Genomic DNA, 15,669 nt, shown 5'->3' on the forward strand with positions numbered 1-15,669 from the left:
CCCCCACCGGATGCCGTCGATCAACTGCCGGGTGCTCCCCCCGGCCACGTTTCAGGTCGCGACGCACCGCCACACGATCCGGCGCGGTTCAACCACCTCGACCACCGGACCCTGCTCCGAACAGTCCACTTCGACCGGCCCACCTGACCGACCCACGTGATCGGTCCGGCTGATCGGTCCGACTAGGCCTGTTCGCGGATGCTCGTCAGAGCCAGGTCGGCTGCTTCACGGGCCACGGCGCAGGGTTCGAAGGCCCGTGGGGCGGGTTTGGGCCCGGTGCGGAGCTTCACCGTCGTGGTGAGGATCTGGGTGTCGGTGATGCCGACCACGAGGGCGCAGACGCCGTTCCTGCGATCGTCCGTGGGGGCGTTGAGGAGGGTCGGGTAGTCCTGGAGGGGTGCCTGGAGTTCGAAGAGCTGGAAGGTGCTCTTGAGCTCGTAGACGCGGTCCAGGCCGCCGTTGCCGTTGCCGGTGGTGAACGTGAAGGTCACGTACTGGCCGCTGTCGCCCTCGGTGTCGTCCCACGAGCAGATGGGGCCGGTCGGGGTGGATTCCTCCACGCCTTCGACGCCCACCATGTCGAGGGTCTTGAGCTGGGGTCCGGACAGCAGGGTGCAGGGTTTCTTGGCGGCCTTCGTGGAGTCGAGGGGGGTGCGGACTCGGGGGGCGCCGTGCTGCGTGGTGTCGCCACCGGAGCCCGCGGGGGCGGCTGTGCTGTCCCCGCATCCCGTCGCGGCCAGTGCTATGACGGTTAGGAGGAGCAGTGTGCGCACAGGGTTGTCCTCACGGCTCGGGGTTCTTGCCGGGAAGAAGTGTGCCCCCAATCGCACCGGACGATCTACAAAAACTTTTCCACACCTGGGGTCGACCGGAGCCGGTGGTCCAGTGCGGTGTGTCGCCTACCAGCGCCTACCGTGCGCACGGCCTGTCCGATCGCCTTCCGAGATCCCACCAGGACGACCAGCTTCTTGGCCCTCGTGACGGCGGTGTAGAGGAGGTTCCGCTGGAGCATCATCCACGCGCTGGTGGTGAGCGGGATGACGACGCACGGGTACTCGCTGCCCTGTGAACGGTGGATCGTCATCGCGTAGGCGTGGGTCAGCTCGTCGAGTTCGCCGAACTCGTAGTCGACGTCCTCGTCCTCGTCGGTGCGGACGGTGAGCTTCTGCTCGACCTGGTCGAGCGCGGTGACGACGCCCATCGTGCCGTTGAAGACGCCGTTCGCGCCCTTGTCGTAGTTGTTGCGGATCTGGGTGACCTTGTCGCCGAGCCGGAAGACGCGGCCGCCGAAGCGGCGTTCCGGCAGACCCTCGCGGGCAGGCGTCAGGGCTTCCTGGAGGACGGTGTTCAACGCGCCCGCGCCAGCCGGGCCGCGGTGCATCGGGGCGAGGACCTGGATGTCGCGGCGCGCGTCGAGGCCGAACTTCGCCGGGATGCGGCGGGCCACGACGTCGACGGTCGTGGTCGCGGCCTCCTCGGACTCCTCGACCGGGAACAGGAAGAAGTCGGGCAGTCCCTGGACGATCGGGTACTCGCCGGAGTTGATCCGGTGGGCGTTGGTGACCACGCCGGACTGCTGGGCCTGGCGGAAGATGTGCGTGAGGCGGACGTTCGGGACGGGACTGCCGTCGCAGAGCACGTCGCGCAGCACCTCGCCTGCACCGACGGACGGCAGCTGGTCGACGTCGCCGACGAGCAGCAGGTGCGCGCCGGGAGCCACCGCCTTGATCAGCTTGTTGGCGAGCAGCAGGTCCAGCATGGACGCCTCGTCCACGACCACCAGGTCCGCGTCGAGCGGCCGGTCGCGGTCGAACGCCGCGTCGCCGCCCGGCTTCAGCTCCAGGAGCCGGTGGACGGTGCGGGCTTCGTGGCCGGTCAGCTCGGTGAGGCGCTTGGCGGCTCGGCCGGTCGGGGCGGCGAGCACGACCTTCGCGCCCTTGGCGGCGGCCAGCCGGACGACGGACCGCACGGTGAAGCTCTTGCCGCAGCCCGGTCCGCCGGTCAGCACCGCGACCTTGCTGGTCAGCGCGAGCTTCACGGCCTCCTGCTGCTTCTCCTCCAGCGACGCGCCGAGCCAGGCGAACGCGCGCGTCCAGTCCACGGAGGAGAACGCGGGCATGCGTTCCTCCGGACCGGACAGCAACCGTCTCAACTGGCCCGCGACGGAGATCTCCGCGCGGTGGAACGGGACCAGGTAGATCGCGGCGACGTCCTCACCGTCCAGCGGCAGGACCTCGCGGACCACGCCCTCCTCGGCCACCAGTTCGGCGAGGCAGTCGATCACCAGCCCGGCGTCGACCTGGAGGATCTTGATGGCCTCCCCGATCAGCGACTGGTCCGGCAGGAAGCAGTTGCCGTTGCCGGTCGCCTCGGACAGCGTGAACTGGAGCCCGGCCTTGACCCGCTGCGGGCTGTCGTGCGGGATGCCGACGGCCTTGGCGATCACGTCGGCGGTGCGGAAGCCGATGCCCCACACGTCCGACGCCAGCCGGTACGGCTCCTGGCGGACGACCTCGATCGACCTGTCCAGGTACTGCTTGTAGATCCGGACGGCGAGCGAGGTCGACACCCCGACGCCCTGGAGGAAGATCATGACCTCCTTGATCGCCTTCTGCTCCTCCCACGCGGCGGCGATCAGCTTGGTGCGCTTGGGGCCGAGCCGCGGCACCTCGATCAGCCGCTCCGGCGTCCGCTCGATCACGTCGAGGGCGTCCACGCCGAAGTGGGTGACGATCTTGTCGGCCAGCACCGGCCCGATGCCCTTGATCAGCCCGGAACCGAGGTAGCGGCGGATGCCCTGGATCGTCGCGGGCAGCACGGTCGTGTAGTCGTCCACGAAGAACTGCTTGCCGTACTGGGGGTGCGAACCCCACCGGCCGCGCATCCGGATCGACTCGCCCGGCTGCGCCCCGAGCAGTGCGCCGACGACGGTCAGCAGGTCACCGCCACCGCGGCCGGTGTCGACCTTGGCGACGGTGTAGCCGGTCTCGTCGTTGGCGAAGGTGATGCGCTCCAGCACGGCCTCCAGGACCGCTCCCTCGCCTGCCATGCCCCCAACCCTAGGCGCACACCTCCACACGACCTCCACAAGTCACCCCGGACCTCTCCACCTCGGCGGCCTACAGTCGCCGCATGACCGGGGGACAGCGGCGGGTACTGGTGGTCGAGGACGAGCTGGCCATCGCGGAGTCGGTGGCGGCCAGGCTGCGGGCGGAGGGGTTCGCGGTCGAACTCGCGCACGACGGCCCGTCCGCGGTGGCCGCGGTCGCGGCGAACGAGCCCGACCTGGTCGTGCTGGACGTGATGCTGCCCGGTTACGACGGCCTGGAGGTGTGCCGCCGGATCCAGGCGCACCAACCGGTCCCGGTGCTGATGCTGACCGCGCGCGGCGACGAGACGGACCTGCTGGTCGGGCTCGCGGTCGGCGCGGACGACTACCTCACCAAGCCGTTCTCGCCGCGCGAGCTGGCTGCCCGCGTGCACGCGCTGCTGCGCCGGGTCGACCGGGCCGCGCGGCCGCGCTCGGAGTCGCGCATCGAGCTGGCCGACCTGGAGATCGACCTGGTCGAACGGCGGGTGCAGCGCGCGGGCGTCGAGGCGCACCTGACGCCCACCGAGTACGAGCTGCTGGTGCACCTCGCGGAACGGCCCCGCGCGGTGCAGCCGAGGGAACGGCTGCTGAGCGAGGTGTGGGGATGGCACGACAGCACGGGCGCGCGAACGGTCGACAGCCACATCAAGGCGTTGCGCCGCAAGCTGGGTGCCGACCTGATCCGCACGGTCCACGGGGTCGGGTACGCGCTGGAGGTGCCCCGGTGACCGTGTTCCGCACGATGGTCGCGATGCTCGTCGAGGAGCTGCCCCGACCGCTGGACCCGGTGCGGTCGATCAAGCTGAAGCTCGGCATCCTGCTGGTGGCCTCGGGTGCGGCCGGTTTCGCGTTCTTCTGGTCGCAGATCGGCTGGCTGCCCGTCAGGAGCACGGTCGGGTCGCTGGTCATCGTGCTGTTCACGTCGCAGGTGCTCGCGCACGGCATGACCAGGCCGCTGCGGGAGATGACGGCCGCGGCGCGCGCGATGCGGGCCGGTGACTACTCGCGGCGGGTGCGGGCGACCGCGCGGGACGAGGTGGGCGAGCTGGCGAGCGCGTTCAACCGGATGGCGGCCGACCTGGCCGCGGCCGACCAGCAGCGCCGCGAACTGATCGCGAACGTGTCGCACGAGCTGAAGACGCCCATCACCGCGCTGCGGGCCGTGCTGGAGAACGTGGTCGACGGCGTCGCACCCGCCGACGGTCCGACGATGAGGACCGCTCTGGTCCAGACCGAGCGCCTGGGCAGGCTGGTCACCGAACTGCTCGACCTGTCCAAGGTGGACGCCGGTGTCCTCGCGCTCAACCACGAGGAGTTCGAGGTGGAGCCGCTGCTGGCGGACGTGGTCGCGGAGGCGGAGGTCGCCGCGTCGGCCGCGAAGCGCGGTGTGCACTTCACGCTGGAGGTGAGCCCGCCCGGTGCCACCGCGGTCGCCGACCCGGCGCGGCTGCACCAGGTCGTGGTCAACCTGCTGGACAACGCCGCCCGGCACGGTCCCGCCGACGGCCGGGTGGACGTCCGGGCCGTGTCCACCGCGGACGAACTCGTGGTCGAGGTCGTGGACGAGGGTCCCGGCATCGCGCGCGAGGACCGCGAGCGCATCTTCGAACGCTTCACCCGAGGGGAACGGGCTGGTGGCGGCGGTACCGGCCTCGGTCTCAACATCGCCCGCTGGGTGGTCGACCTGCACGGCGGCTCGATCGCCGTCGTCGACGGTCCCGGCTGCCGCATCCGCGTCACCCTGCCCTCCCGCTGAACCTCCCCGTCCGCCGGACGTCTCTGTTTGCTGAGAGTCCCTGCTCCTCGAAACCGGAGTGATCCCATGAACGACGAGCCTGTCGTCGGCGTGCCCAGAAAACTCGGTCTGCGCCGCATCGGGGCCGTTCCCACGACGGCGATGCCCGTGCGGTCCACGCCCAGGAAGGCCGGTGCACCCGACCCCGAGGTCGAGGAACCCGTGCTGGGGAAAACCGCCGCCGAGCGGTCCTCGGCGGGCGGGGGCTCGGCCGGCGAGGGCACAGGGGGTGAGGGCGCGGAGGGGGAGCGCTCAGGGGGTGAGCGCTCAGGGGGTGAGCGCTCAGGGGGTGAGCGCTCAGCGGGAGAGCGCTCGGCGAGTGAGGGCTCGGCGGGCGAGGGCTCGGCGGGCGAGGGCACAGGGGCTGAGGAGTCAGAGGGAGAGCGCTCGGGAGGTGGGGGCTCGGCGAGTGGGGGCTCGGGGAGCCGGGGGGCGGTGAGCGGGAGTTCGGCGGGCCCGGACTCGGATGGGGGATCTCCAGGCGGTGGTTCGGTCGCGGTGGCGGCACCGCCGGTCGCCAGGGCGTCATCCCCGCAGTCGTCGCAGTCCCCGCCGCCGCTGCCACCGATGCTCCTGCGGCAGCCCAAGCCGCTGTGGACCGCTCCGACCGACCCGGCACCGCGCCACGTGCTCTACGCGGGCGCCGGTACCGGGATCGCGGCGGCGGCGGTGCTGCCGGTGGACGTGCCCGGCCTCGGCTGGCTGCTCACCGGGATCGTCGGTGTCGTCGCCGTGTTCGCCGTGTCGAACCGGCGCTCGCCGGAGAGCATCGCGTGGGCGACCGCCGCGCTGCTGCTCCTGGGCGTCTCCACGTTCCTCGCGTCGGGCTGGCTGTTCGCCCTGACCCTGCTGGCGGCGTGCGCGGCGGGGTCGCTCGCGGTCACGGACGGGCGGACGCTGCGCGGGGTGGTCCTGGGGATCGCCGCGGTTCCGCTCGCGGCCGTGCCCTCGATCGGGTGGGCGGTGCGCGGTCTGAAGGCGGCCGGGCCCGCGCGCCGCGACCGGAAGCTCGGGCGGACGATCCTGATCAGCGCGGGCCTGCTGCTGGTGTTCGTGCCGCTGCTCGCGAGTGCGGACGCGGCGTTCGCGGCGCTGCTGCACGACCTCGTCCCGGTCGTGGACATCGGGTCGCCGTTCGAGTGGGGGTTCCTGTTCGTCGTGATCGGGCTGGGCACGATCGGCGCCTGCTACGCGCAGGTCGCGTCGCTGCCGCTGGACTCGCCGCCGAAGGAGCGCAGGACGGTGTCGCGCCGGGAGTGGGCGGTGCCGATCGGGCTGCTGGTCGCGGTGTTCACCGTGTTCGTCGGCGTGCGGCTGGCGAGCCTGTTCGGCGGTGACGACCACGTGCAGCGCACGGCCGACCTGACCTACGCCGACTACGCGCGCGGCGGGTTCTGGCAGCTCCTCGCGGTCACCGTGCTCACGCTCGTGGTGATCGCGGTCGCGACCCGGTTCGCGGCGACGGAGACGGCGGCGGACCGGCTGTGGCTGCGGGTCCTGCTCGGCGGGCTGTCCGGGCTGACCCTGGTGATCGTGGCGTCCGCCCTGCACCGCATGTGGGCCTACCAGCAGGCGTACGGGTTCACGACGCTGCGGCTGCTCGTCCTCTCCTGCGAGGTGTGGCTGGCCCTGGTCTACCTGCTGGTCGTCGGCGCGGGCGTGAAGCTGCGGGCAGGCTGGCTGCCCCGCTCGATGGTGGCCACCGGGGTCGCGACGCTGCTGGTGCTGGCCGCGCTGAACCCGGACCGGTTCATCGCCGAGCACAACGTCGAGCGCTGGCGGGAGACCGGCAAGATCGACCTGCCGTACCTGGCCACGCTGTCGGTCGACGCCGTGCCCGCGTTCGGGCCGCTGCCCGCGGACGTGCGGGACTGCCTGCTCGTGCGGATGAAGTCCGACCTCTACGACACCGAGGACTGGTTCGCCTGGAACCTGAGCCGGGAGCGGGCCCGTCCGCTGCTCGACGCCGTCTCCTGGGAGCGCGGGTGCAGCCTCGGGTACACCACGACCAGGTGACAACGAGGGCGTTCCGGATGGCGGGATGGGCTCACTCGTTCGGGCCATCGTGGGCGTTAGCGTCCTGTGACAACAGCCACTGGCGGTATAGGTAATGGGGCAACATCCGTTACCCAGAGGTAAAGTCGCAGGTCGGAGGGCTGGCGCTGCGGCCGCCCGAGAGCTGCTTGGCCGGGAACCACCGGGTGCGGAGCAGCTTCCCCACCATCCCGGAGGATGACGTGCGTTCGTGCTCGGCTGGCTTGATCCCGTGACCGTTGTGCAGGACGAGCCCATCACCACCGCCCCGCCCGCGCTGTTCGACGCCGCCCCGGCCGCGTCCGAGCGGACGCTGGTCGACGTGCTCGCGGAGACCGCGAAGCGGTACCCGCAAGCGTTTGCCCTGGACGACGGCACCACCGCGCTGACCTACCGCGGCCTGCTGACCGCCGTGGACGAGCTGCGGCAGAAGCTCGCCGCGGACGGCATCGGTCTCGGCGACCGGGTCGGCGTGCGGGTGCCGTCGGGCACGGTCGACCTGTACGTCTCGATCCTCGCGGTGCTGGCCGCGGGCGCGGCGTACGTGCCCGTGGACGCCGAGGACCCGGACGAGCGCGCGGAGGTCGTGTTCACCGAGGCCGCCGTCTGCGCGGTGCTCGGCGAGGACCGCGAACTGGTGCTGCGCGGCACGCCGGTGGGCCTGGTCGGGGCTCCCGGGCCGACCAACGACGCGTGGATCATCTTCACGTCCGGTTCGACCGGCAAGCCGAAGGGCGTCGCCGTGACGCACCGGTCGGCCGCGGCGTTCGTGGACGCCGAGGCGCGGCTGTTCCTGGCCGACGACCCGATCGGCCCGGACGACCGGGTGCTGGCCGGGTTGTCGGTGGCGTTCGACGCGTCGTGCGAGGAGATGTGGCTCGCGTGGCGGCACGGCGCCTGCCTGGTGCCCGCGCCGCGTTCGCTGGTGCGCACGGGCATGGACCTGGGGCCGTGGCTGGTCGAGCAGGAGATCACCGTCGTGTCGACGGTGCCGACGCTGGCCGCGCTGTGGCCGACCGAGGCGCTGGACGACGTGCGGCTGCTGATCTTCGGCGGCGAGGCGTGCCCGCCCGAGCTGGCCGAGCGGCTGGCCGTCGAGGGCCGCGAGGTGTGGAACACCTACGGTCCGACCGAGGCGACCGTCGTCGCGTGCGCGGCCCGGCTGACCGGAGAGGGCCCGGTGCGCATCGGCCTTCCGCTGGACGGCTGGGAGCTGGCCGTCGTGGACGAGGCGGGCGAGGTCGTGCCGATGGGCGGGACCGGCCAGCTCGTCATCGGCGGTGTCGGCCTGGCCCGCTACCTGGACGAGGCCAAGGACGCCGAGAAGTACGCGCCGCTGCCCGCGCTGGGCTGGGAGCGCGCCTACCGCAGCGGCGACCTGGTGCGCGCCGAGGCGGAGGGCCTGCTGTTCCTGGGCCGCGCGGACGAGCAGGTCAAGCTGGGCGGTCGCCGGATCGAGCTGGGCGAGGTGGACGCGGCGCTCCAGGCGCTGCCGAACGTCGCCGGGGCCGCCGCGGCCGTGCGCACGACCAAGGCGGGCACCCAACTGCTGGTCGGGTACGTCGTCGTCGCCGAATCAGCTGGGACGGCCTTCCACCAGGCGGACGCCATCGCACAGCTGCGGGCCGCGCTGCCCGCCGCGCTGGTGCCGCTGCTGGCCGTCGTGGACACGCTGCCGACCAAGACGTCCGGCAAGGTCGACCGCGGTGCCCTGCCGTGGCCGCTGCCGTCCCTGGACGCCGCCGGGCCCGCCGTGGAGCTGCACGGCACCCAGGCGTGGCTGGCGGAGCTGTGGGGGCAGCTGCTGGGCTCCCCCGCGACCAGCCCGGCCGACGACTTCTTCGCCAGCGGCGGCGGCAGCCTGGCCGCCGCTCAGCTGGTCTCGCTGCTCCGCGCCCGCTTCCCCAGCGGCTCGGTCAGCGACGTGTACGCCTACCCGTCGCTCGGCGCGCTGGCCGCGCGGCTGGACGAGTTCGCGGCCGAGACGGCGTCCGCGCGCGAGGTCGCCCCGACGCCCCGCTCGACGCAGCTCCTCCAGGCGCTGCTGGTGGTCCCGCTGTTCACGCTGGTCGGTCTGCGGTGGACGGTCGCGCTGGCCGCGATCAACAACGTGCTGGCGCTGACCGGCACGTACACCTGGGCCCCCACGATCTCCTGGGCGTGGGTCGCGGTCGGCTGGGCGCTGGTGATCAGCCCGCCGGGACGGCTCGCCATCGCCGCGGGCGGCGCCCGCCTGCTGCTGCGCGACGTCCGCCCCGGCACGTACCCGCGCGGCGGGAGCGTCCACACGCGGCTGTGGGCCGCCGAGCGGCTCGCGGAGCTGAGCGGCGCCACGAACCTCGCGGGCTCCTGGGTCACGCACTACGCGCGGGCCCTCGGCGCGAAGGTCGCGCCCGGCGTGGACCTGCACTCGCTGCCGCCCGTCACGGGCATGCTGAAGCTCGGCCGGTACAGCGCCGTCGAGCCCGAGGTCGACCTGTCCGGCCACTGGCTGGACGGCGACCGGCTGCACATCGGCAAGATCCGGGTCGGCGCGGGCGCCACGGTCGGCGCCCGCAGCACCCTGTTCCCCGGCGCCCGCGTCGGCAAGCGCGCCGAGATCGCCCCCGGCTCCGGTGTGGTCGGCTCCGTGCCGACCGGCCAGCGCTGGTCCGGTGTGCCCGCGATGAAGGACGGCAAGGCGGCGCACCGCTGGCCGGACGCCCGCCCGCCGCGGTCGCGCCGCTGGCAGTTCGCCTACGGCGTGACGTCGTTCGGGCTGAGCGCCCTGTCCGCCGTGACGGCGCTGCCCGCGCTGCTGCTGGTCGGCTACCTCCTGCGCGGCACCACGGGTCCGGCCGACGCCCTGGGCACGGCGCTGCTGACCGTCCCGGCCGCCACCCTCGTCTGGATGGCCGCGTACGCGCTGGTCGTGCTGGTGTCCGTGCGGCTGCTGAGCATCGGCCTGCGCGAGGGCTACCACCCGGTGCACGGGCGGGTCGCCTGGCAGGCGTGGACCACCGAGCGCTTGATGAACATGGCCCGCGGCAGCCTGTTCCCGCTGTACGCCAGCCTGTTCACCCCGGTCTGGCTGCGCGCGCTCGGCATGAAGGTCGGCCGTCGCGTCGAGGCGTCCACGGTCGTGGCGCTGCCGAAGATGACCACGGTCGGCGACGGCGCGTTCCTGGCCGACGACACCATGGTCGCCTCCTACGAACTCGGCGGGGGCTGGCTGCGGATCGCCGCGGCCCGCGTCGGCAAGCGCGCGTTCCTCGGCAACTCGGGCATGACGGCACCCGGTCGTTCGGTGCCGAACCGCGGCCTGGTCGGCGTCCTGTCGTCCACGCCGAAGCGCGCGAAGGCGGGCAGCTCGTACCTCGGGATGCCGCCGATCAAGCTGCCGCGCACGGTCGAGACCGGCGACGACAGCCGCACGTTCGACCCGCCCCGGCGGCTGGTGGTCGCGCGGGCGCTGGTCGAGCTGTGCCGGATCGTGCCCGTCATGGCGTCCGTCGCGCTGGCCGTGCTGGCGCTCGCGGGCTTCGAGTTCCTCGCCGGGCACGGCTTCTGGGCCGCCGCGCTCGGCGGCGGCGCGCTGCTGCTGGCCGCGGGCGTCGCGGCGTGCGCGGTGGCGGTCGCGGCGAAGTGGACGCTGGTCGGGAAGTTCCGGGCGCGGGAGTACCCGCTGTGGAGCGCTTTCGTCTGGCGCAACGAGCTGGCGGACACGTTCGTCGAGGTCCTGGCCGTGCCGTGGCTCGTGGGCTCGGTCTCGGGGACGCCGCTGATGACCCTGTGGCAGCGCGCGATGGGTGCCCGGATCGGCCGCGGCGTGTGGTGCGAGACGTACTGGCTGCCCGAGGCCGACCTGGTCCGGTTGGACCAGGGGGCAACGGTCAACCGGGGGTGCGTGGTGCAGACCCACCTGTTCCATGATCGGATCTTGCGCATGGACCAGGTGACGCTCAGCGCGGGCGCGACGCTCGGGCCGCACGGGATCGTGCTGCCGGGCTCGACGATCGGCGCGCACACGACGGTGGGGCCCGCATCCCTGGTGATGCGCGGCGAGGACGTGCCGTCGGGGACCCGCTGGCTCGGGAACCCGATCTCGGCATGGCGTTGAACGACTCGTACCTCCCCGCGCACGGCAACACGGGATACCGGGTCGCGCACTACGACCTGGAGATCGACTACAAGCCCGTCGCGGCCCGGCTGTCCGGTCGGGCGCGGCTGACGGTCGTCGCGGGCGAGGCGCTGACGGCGTTCGCGCTCGACCTCGGCACGTTCAAGGTCGAGCGCGTGCTCGTCGGGGGCAAGCCGGTCCGGTACTCGCACGGCGGCGGCAAGCTGCGCGTGCGCGTGGGCAAGCCCGTCCCCGCGGGCACGCGGTTCGTCGTGGAGGTGCGGTACGTCGGCACGCCCCGGCCGATCCGCACGCGGGCGTGGGGCGACCTGGGCTGGGACCAGCTCACCGACGGCGCGATCGTGGCCAGCCAGCCGATCGGCGCGCCCTCGTGGTTCCCGTGCAACGACACCGTGCGGGAGAAGGCGACCTACCGGATCGCCGTGACCGCGCCGTCGCCGTACACCGTGCTGGCCAACGGGGTCCTGGTCGACGGCAGGGTCGGCGGCAGCACCACGACGTGGGTGTACGAGCAGGACGTGCCGATGGCGACCTACCTCGCCACCGTCCAGGTCGGACAGTACGAGGAGCTGGAACTGGCCGACGGCCAGCCCGCCGCCGTGCCCTCCAGGCTGGTCGCCAAGTTCGCCACGGACTTCGGCCGCCAGCCCGCCATGATGGCCCTGTTCGAGCGGCTGTTCGGGCCCTACCCGTTCGGCCAGTACTCCGTCGTCGTCACCGACGACGACCTGGAGGTGCCGATCGAGGCCCAGGGCCTGTCGGTGTTCGGCGCCAACCACGTCGACGGCAAGCGCGGCTTCGAACGCCTGGTCGCGCACGAACTCGCGCACCAGTGGTTCGGCAACAGCGTCGGACTGGCCGACTGGCGGCACATCTGGCTCAACGAGGGCTTCGCGGCGTACTCGGAGTGGCTGTGGTCGGCGGAGTCCGGCGGCACCCCGGCCTCCGTGCTCGCGACCAGGGCCCGCGCGCTGCTGGCGCGGCAGCCGCAGAACCTGCGGATCGGCGATCCCGGTGTGGCCGACATGTTCGACGACCGCGTGTACAAGCGCGGGGCGTTGACGCTGCACTCCCTGCGCACGGTCCTGGGCGACGCGGCGTTCTTCTCGGCGCTGCGCGAGTGGACGCACACCTACCGGCACCGCACGGCGACCACGGAGCAGTTCATCGCCGTGGCCCAGCGGCACACCAGCCTGCCGCTGGGGCCGTTCTTCCGCTCCTGGCTGCACGAGGGGAAGCTGCCCGCCTAGAGCACGCCCAGCTTGGCGAACGCGCGCAGCGCGGAGGGGGCGGCGCGGCTGAGCAGCCGGGCCGCCTTCGCCTCCACCGTCACGGGAACGACCGGCCTGCCGGTGCGGACCGCGCGGACGACCTCCTCGGCGACCCGCTCCGGTCCGAACCCGCGCAGCGCGTACAGGCGCGAGGCCCGCTCCCGCTTGCGCGCCTGCTCCCGTTCCCCGACACCGGAGAACGTGGTGGTGGCGGTGATGTTCGTCCGCACGACGCCGGGGCAGATCGTCGAGACGCCGATGCCCGAGGGGGCGAACTCGGCGCGGAGGCAGTCCGACAGCATGAACACGGCGGCCTTGCTGGTGGCGTAGGCGGAGAGCATCTTCGACGGCAGGTAGGCGGCGGCGGACGACAGGTTCACGATGTGGCCGCCCTCCCCGCGCTCGACCATGAGTTCGCCGAACGCGCGGCAGCCGTGGACCACACCCCACAGGTTCACGTCCAGCACCCGCCGCCACTGCTCGGTGGAGGTGCTGAGGAACGAGCCGGAGTGGCCGACGCCCGCGTTGTTCACGACCACGTCCGGCACGCCGTGCACGGCCGCGACCTCAGCGGCCCACGCGCGCACCGCCCGCTCGTCGGAGACGTCGACCCGGTAGGCGTGACCGCCCGCCAGCCTGGCCGTCTCCTCGGCCCCGTCGAGGTCCACATCGGACACCACGACCTCCGCGCCCCGTGCGGCGAACGCGAGCGCGGTGGCGCGGCCGATCCCGCTGCCACCGCCGGTGACCACGACGAGTTCGCGCTTCGGCGAGGTGTCGCGGATGAACTCGGTGACCAGGCGCGCGACCGCCGGCGCGTGGGTCAGCGGAGCCCAGTGGCCGGAGGCGAGGACGGTGCGGCGCAGCGTGGTGACCCAGCGCTCCAGCGGCAGCGGCCTCGTGTCGACGTAGCGGTCGTGCAGGGGTTGCACGACCTGCACCGGGACGTCGGTGCGCCGGTCGCGCGGAGCCCTCAGGCGCGGCAGGACGTTGGCCCGGTACAGGGCGATCCCCCGCACGGCGTCGCCCGTCAGCGTCGGCGCCGGGCTCTGCCGGACGCCTTCGAGCCTGCGCAGCAGGCTCCCCCAGCGCCTGCCCAGCCCCAGCCGCCACAGCAGCGGGGCGAGCACCGGCAGCTGGAACGCGAAGACGTACCAGGAGTGCAGGAGCTGCCGCAGCTGCTCGCGGCCGGGACGGCGCAGCCACGTGCCCAGGTGGTCCAGGCAGGGGCCGGAGATCGACGTGAACGACGCGATGCGCGCGCCGGGTTCCGTGACGGCCTCCCAGGACTGCACCGAACCCCAGTCGTGGCCCACGAGGTGCACCGGCCGGTCGGGGCTCACGGCGTCGAGCACGGCGAACAGGTCCCGCTTCAGGAACTCCAGCGCGTAGGCGTCCCGTTCGCGGGGCCGGTCCGAGTCGCCGGCGCCGCGCACGTCGTAGGTCACGACGTGGAAGTCCTCGGCCAGCAGCGGGACCACGTCGTCCCAGACCGCGTGGGTGTCGGGGTAGCCGTGCACCAGCACGACCGTGGGGGCGGCCGGGTCGCCGTGCTCCTGGACCGCCAAGCGGACCCCACCGGACAGCACGTTCACAGTTCCTCCAGGACGAGTCGGTCACCCGCGGGGCGGTCCACGCAGACCCGCACCCCGCCGACGGCGCAGGTGCCGCAGAAGCCCTGGCGGCAGGAGTGCGGGACGTTCGGGCGCAGGTCGCGCAGGACGTCGAGCGCGGTCCGGTCGGCGGGTACCCGCAGGACCACGCCGCTACGCCGGAGTTCCAGGTCGAACGGGCGGCCGTCCACGACGGGCGGTGGCGCGAACCGCTCGAAGTGCAGCCGCGTCGAGGCGAAGTCGCGGCGGACGGCGGCCAGCATCGACGGCGGGCCGCAGCAGTAGACCGCGCCGTCGGGGTGGGCGTCGCGGAGCGGTCCGTCCGCGCGCCCGACCCGGACGTCGACGCGGTCTCCGGGGAGTTCGTCCAGGAACGGCATCGAGTCCGTCGAGCGGCCGGTGTAGACCAGGCGCCAGTCGAGGCCCCTCCGCCGGGACTCCAGGACCATCGGCAGGATCGGGGTGATGCCGATGCCGCCCGCGACGAACAGGACCGGGCCCTCGGCGACGAACGGGAAGGCGTTGCGCGGGCCTCGGACGGCGATCCGGTCACCGGGCCGAAGGGCGTGGACCTCGGTCGAGCCCGCCCCGACGCGGCGCACGGCGATCCGGTAGCCCGTCCGGTCGGAGGGGTCGCCGCACAGCGAGTACTGCCTGCGCAGGCCGGAGTCGAGGTGCAGGTCGAGGTGGCAGCCCGGCTGCCACGCGGGCAGCGGGCCGTCGCCGACCAGCCGCAGGGCGACCACGTCACGCGCGACGACCCGCCGCTCGGCGACCGCGAGCCGCGGGATCGAGCCCGGTCGGCCGGGGCGGGCCCTGCCCATCAGCGGCAACGCCCTCAGGTAGCCGTCGGTGAACCTGGCGAGGCCGCGCAGGAAGGGGTCCATCAGTGCGCGTCCCGCGCGGCGGGCGACGTGGCCAGGTACGCGACCGCCTGGCTGGTCGAGTTCTCCTGCTTCGGGTGGTGGTCGCGGTGGAAGTAGCGCAGGAACGCGCGGAACAGGTCGTACCCCGTCGGCAGCAGCCCGCGGCGGCCCGCGCGGCGGAAGTCGCGCGGGGTCAGCGGCCCGGCCGTCCGGTCGGCCGCCACCAGGAAGCGGGCGCCCCTCACCCAGAGCCAGAACAGCGGCGGGGCGGTGATCAGCATCGCGCGGACGCGGCGGCCGTAGCGGCGGTCGAGGTGGCGCATCAGGTCGAACGCCACGCTCCGGTGCTCGACCTCCTCGGCGGCGTGCCAGCGCAGCAGGTCGAGCATGGTCGGGTCGGCGCCCGCGCGGTCGAGCGCCGTGGCGTTGAGCATCCAGTCGCCCAGGTACGCGGTGAAGTGCTCGATGGCCGCGACGACGGCGATCCGCTCGACGAGCTGCTCCGCGCGCCGCTCCGGGGTCGGGTTCGGCCGCTCGCCCAGGACGCGGTCGAACACCCACTCCACCCGGTCGGTGAACGGCCGGGGGTCGAGGCCCTTCGCCAGCAGGTGGTCGAGCACCTCGCTGTGCGCCTCGGCGTGCACCGCCTCCTGACCGATGAAGCCGAGCACGTCCTCGCGCAGGTCGTCGTCGGTGATCAGCGGGAGGGCCTCCTGGAACGTGCGGACGAACCACCGCTCGCCCGCGGGCAGCAGGAGGTGCAGCACGTTCATCACGTGCGTGGCCACCGGCTCCTCCGGCACCCAGTGCATCGGCAGCTCGGCCCAGTCGAAGTGCACGTCCCTCGGTTGCAGCACGAGGTTGTCGGGCTCCATCGCG

The 15,669-nt window shown here is 73.1% G+C and carries 10 protein-coding genes; 5 read left to right on the plus strand and 5 right to left on the minus strand.

The window, feature by feature from the left end:
* Nucleotides 1-182 precede the first annotated feature (182 nt).
* Nucleotides 183-830: a DUF3558 domain-containing protein gene (locus AC156L_RS17180; protein ID WP_484407015.1), complete on the minus strand. Its 648-nt coding sequence runs from the start codon at nt 828-830 to the stop codon at nt 183-185.
* Nucleotides 831-838: 8 nt separating this feature from the next.
* Nucleotides 839-3,049: an SF1B family DNA helicase RecD2 gene (gene recD2 / locus AC156L_RS17185; protein ID WP_330875519.1), complete on the minus strand. Its 2,211-nt coding sequence runs from the start codon at nt 3,047-3,049 to the stop codon at nt 839-841.
* An 83-nt stretch (nt 3,050-3,132) separates the two neighbouring features.
* Between recD2 and AC156L_RS17190 the strand changes: the two genes are divergently transcribed.
* The 5 genes from AC156L_RS17190 (at nt 3,133) to AC156L_RS17210 (ending at nt 12,290) form a co-directional block, all read left to right on the plus strand.
* Nucleotides 3,133-3,819: a response regulator transcription factor gene (locus AC156L_RS17190; protein ID WP_330875518.1), complete on the plus strand. Its 687-nt coding sequence runs from the start codon at nt 3,133-3,135 to the stop codon at nt 3,817-3,819.
* Nucleotides 3,820-3,833: 14 nt separating this feature from the next.
* On the plus strand, nt 3,834-4,847 hold the full coding sequence (locus AC156L_RS17195) for a HAMP domain-containing sensor histidine kinase (protein ID WP_330875527.1): 1,014 nt from the start codon (nt 3,834-3,836) through the stop codon (nt 4,845-4,847).
* Nucleotides 4,848-5,453: 606 nt separating this feature from the next.
* Nucleotides 5,454-6,902 (plus strand): DUF4153 domain-containing protein, encoded by a 1,449-nt coding sequence (locus tag AC156L_RS17200; RefSeq protein ID WP_330875517.1) that lies wholly within the window; start codon nt 5,454-5,456, stop codon nt 6,900-6,902.
* 250 nt (nt 6,903-7,152) lie between these two features.
* Complete coding sequence (locus tag AC156L_RS17205; protein ID WP_414719852.1) at nt 7,153-11,019, plus strand: Pls/PosA family non-ribosomal peptide synthetase; 3,867 nt, start codon at nt 7,153-7,155, stop codon at nt 11,017-11,019.
* Nucleotides 11,010-12,290, plus strand: a complete 1,281-nt coding sequence (locus AC156L_RS17210) for a M1 family metallopeptidase (RefSeq protein ID WP_330875516.1) — start codon at nt 11,010-11,012, stop codon at nt 12,288-12,290. Before AC156L_RS17205 ends, AC156L_RS17210 begins: the two co-directional genes overlap by 10 nt.
* Here AC156L_RS17210 and AC156L_RS17215 read toward each other — a convergent pair.
* From AC156L_RS17215 to AC156L_RS17225, 3 genes are read right to left on the minus strand one after another with little or no spacing between them, the layout of a single operon-like run.
* Nucleotides 12,287-13,906 (minus strand): SDR family oxidoreductase, encoded by a 1,620-nt coding sequence (locus AC156L_RS17215; RefSeq protein ID WP_330875515.1) that lies wholly within the window; start codon nt 13,904-13,906, stop codon nt 12,287-12,289. The two genes, AC156L_RS17210 and AC156L_RS17215, sit on opposite strands and share 4 nt — an antisense overlap.
* Nucleotides 13,903-14,811: a PDR/VanB family oxidoreductase gene (locus tag AC156L_RS17220; protein ID WP_330875514.1), complete on the minus strand. Its 909-nt coding sequence runs from the start codon at nt 14,809-14,811 to the stop codon at nt 13,903-13,905. Before AC156L_RS17220 ends, AC156L_RS17215 begins: the two co-directional genes overlap by 4 nt.
* Entirely contained in the window at nt 14,811-15,665 is an 855-nt protein-coding gene (locus AC156L_RS17225) for a metal-dependent hydrolase (RefSeq protein WP_330875513.1), read from the minus strand. Before AC156L_RS17225 ends, AC156L_RS17220 begins: the two co-directional genes overlap by 1 nt.
* Between the last annotated feature and the right edge of the window lie 4 nt (nt 15,666-15,669).

The organism is Umezawaea sp., from assembly GCF_057122925.1.

What these genes read in the sequence shown, in the direction of transcription:
- recD2 (WP_330875519.1), bottom strand. Translation starts at nt 3,049, where the DNA reads ATGGCAGGCGAGGGAGCGGTCCTGGAGGCCGTGCTGGAGCGCATCACC.
- AC156L_RS17190 (WP_330875518.1), top strand. Translation starts at nt 3,133, where the DNA reads ATGACCGGGGGACAGCGGCGGGTACTGGTGGTCGAGGACGAGCTGGCC.
- AC156L_RS17195 (WP_330875527.1), top strand. Translation starts at nt 3,834, where the DNA reads ATGGTCGCGATGCTCGTCGAGGAGCTGCCCCGACCGCTGGACCCGGTG.
- AC156L_RS17200 (WP_330875517.1), top strand. Translation starts at nt 5,454, where the DNA reads ATGCTCCTGCGGCAGCCCAAGCCGCTGTGGACCGCTCCGACCGACCCG.
- AC156L_RS17210 (WP_330875516.1), top strand. Translation starts at nt 11,010, where the DNA reads ATGGCGTTGAACGACTCGTACCTCCCCGCGCACGGCAACACGGGATAC.
- AC156L_RS17220 (WP_330875514.1), bottom strand. Translation starts at nt 14,811, where the DNA reads ATGGACCCCTTCCTGCGCGGCCTCGCCAGGTTCACCGACGGCTACCTG.
- AC156L_RS17225 (WP_330875513.1), bottom strand. Translation starts at nt 15,665, where the DNA reads ATGGAGCCCGACAACCTCGTGCTGCAACCGAGGGACGTGCACTTCGAC.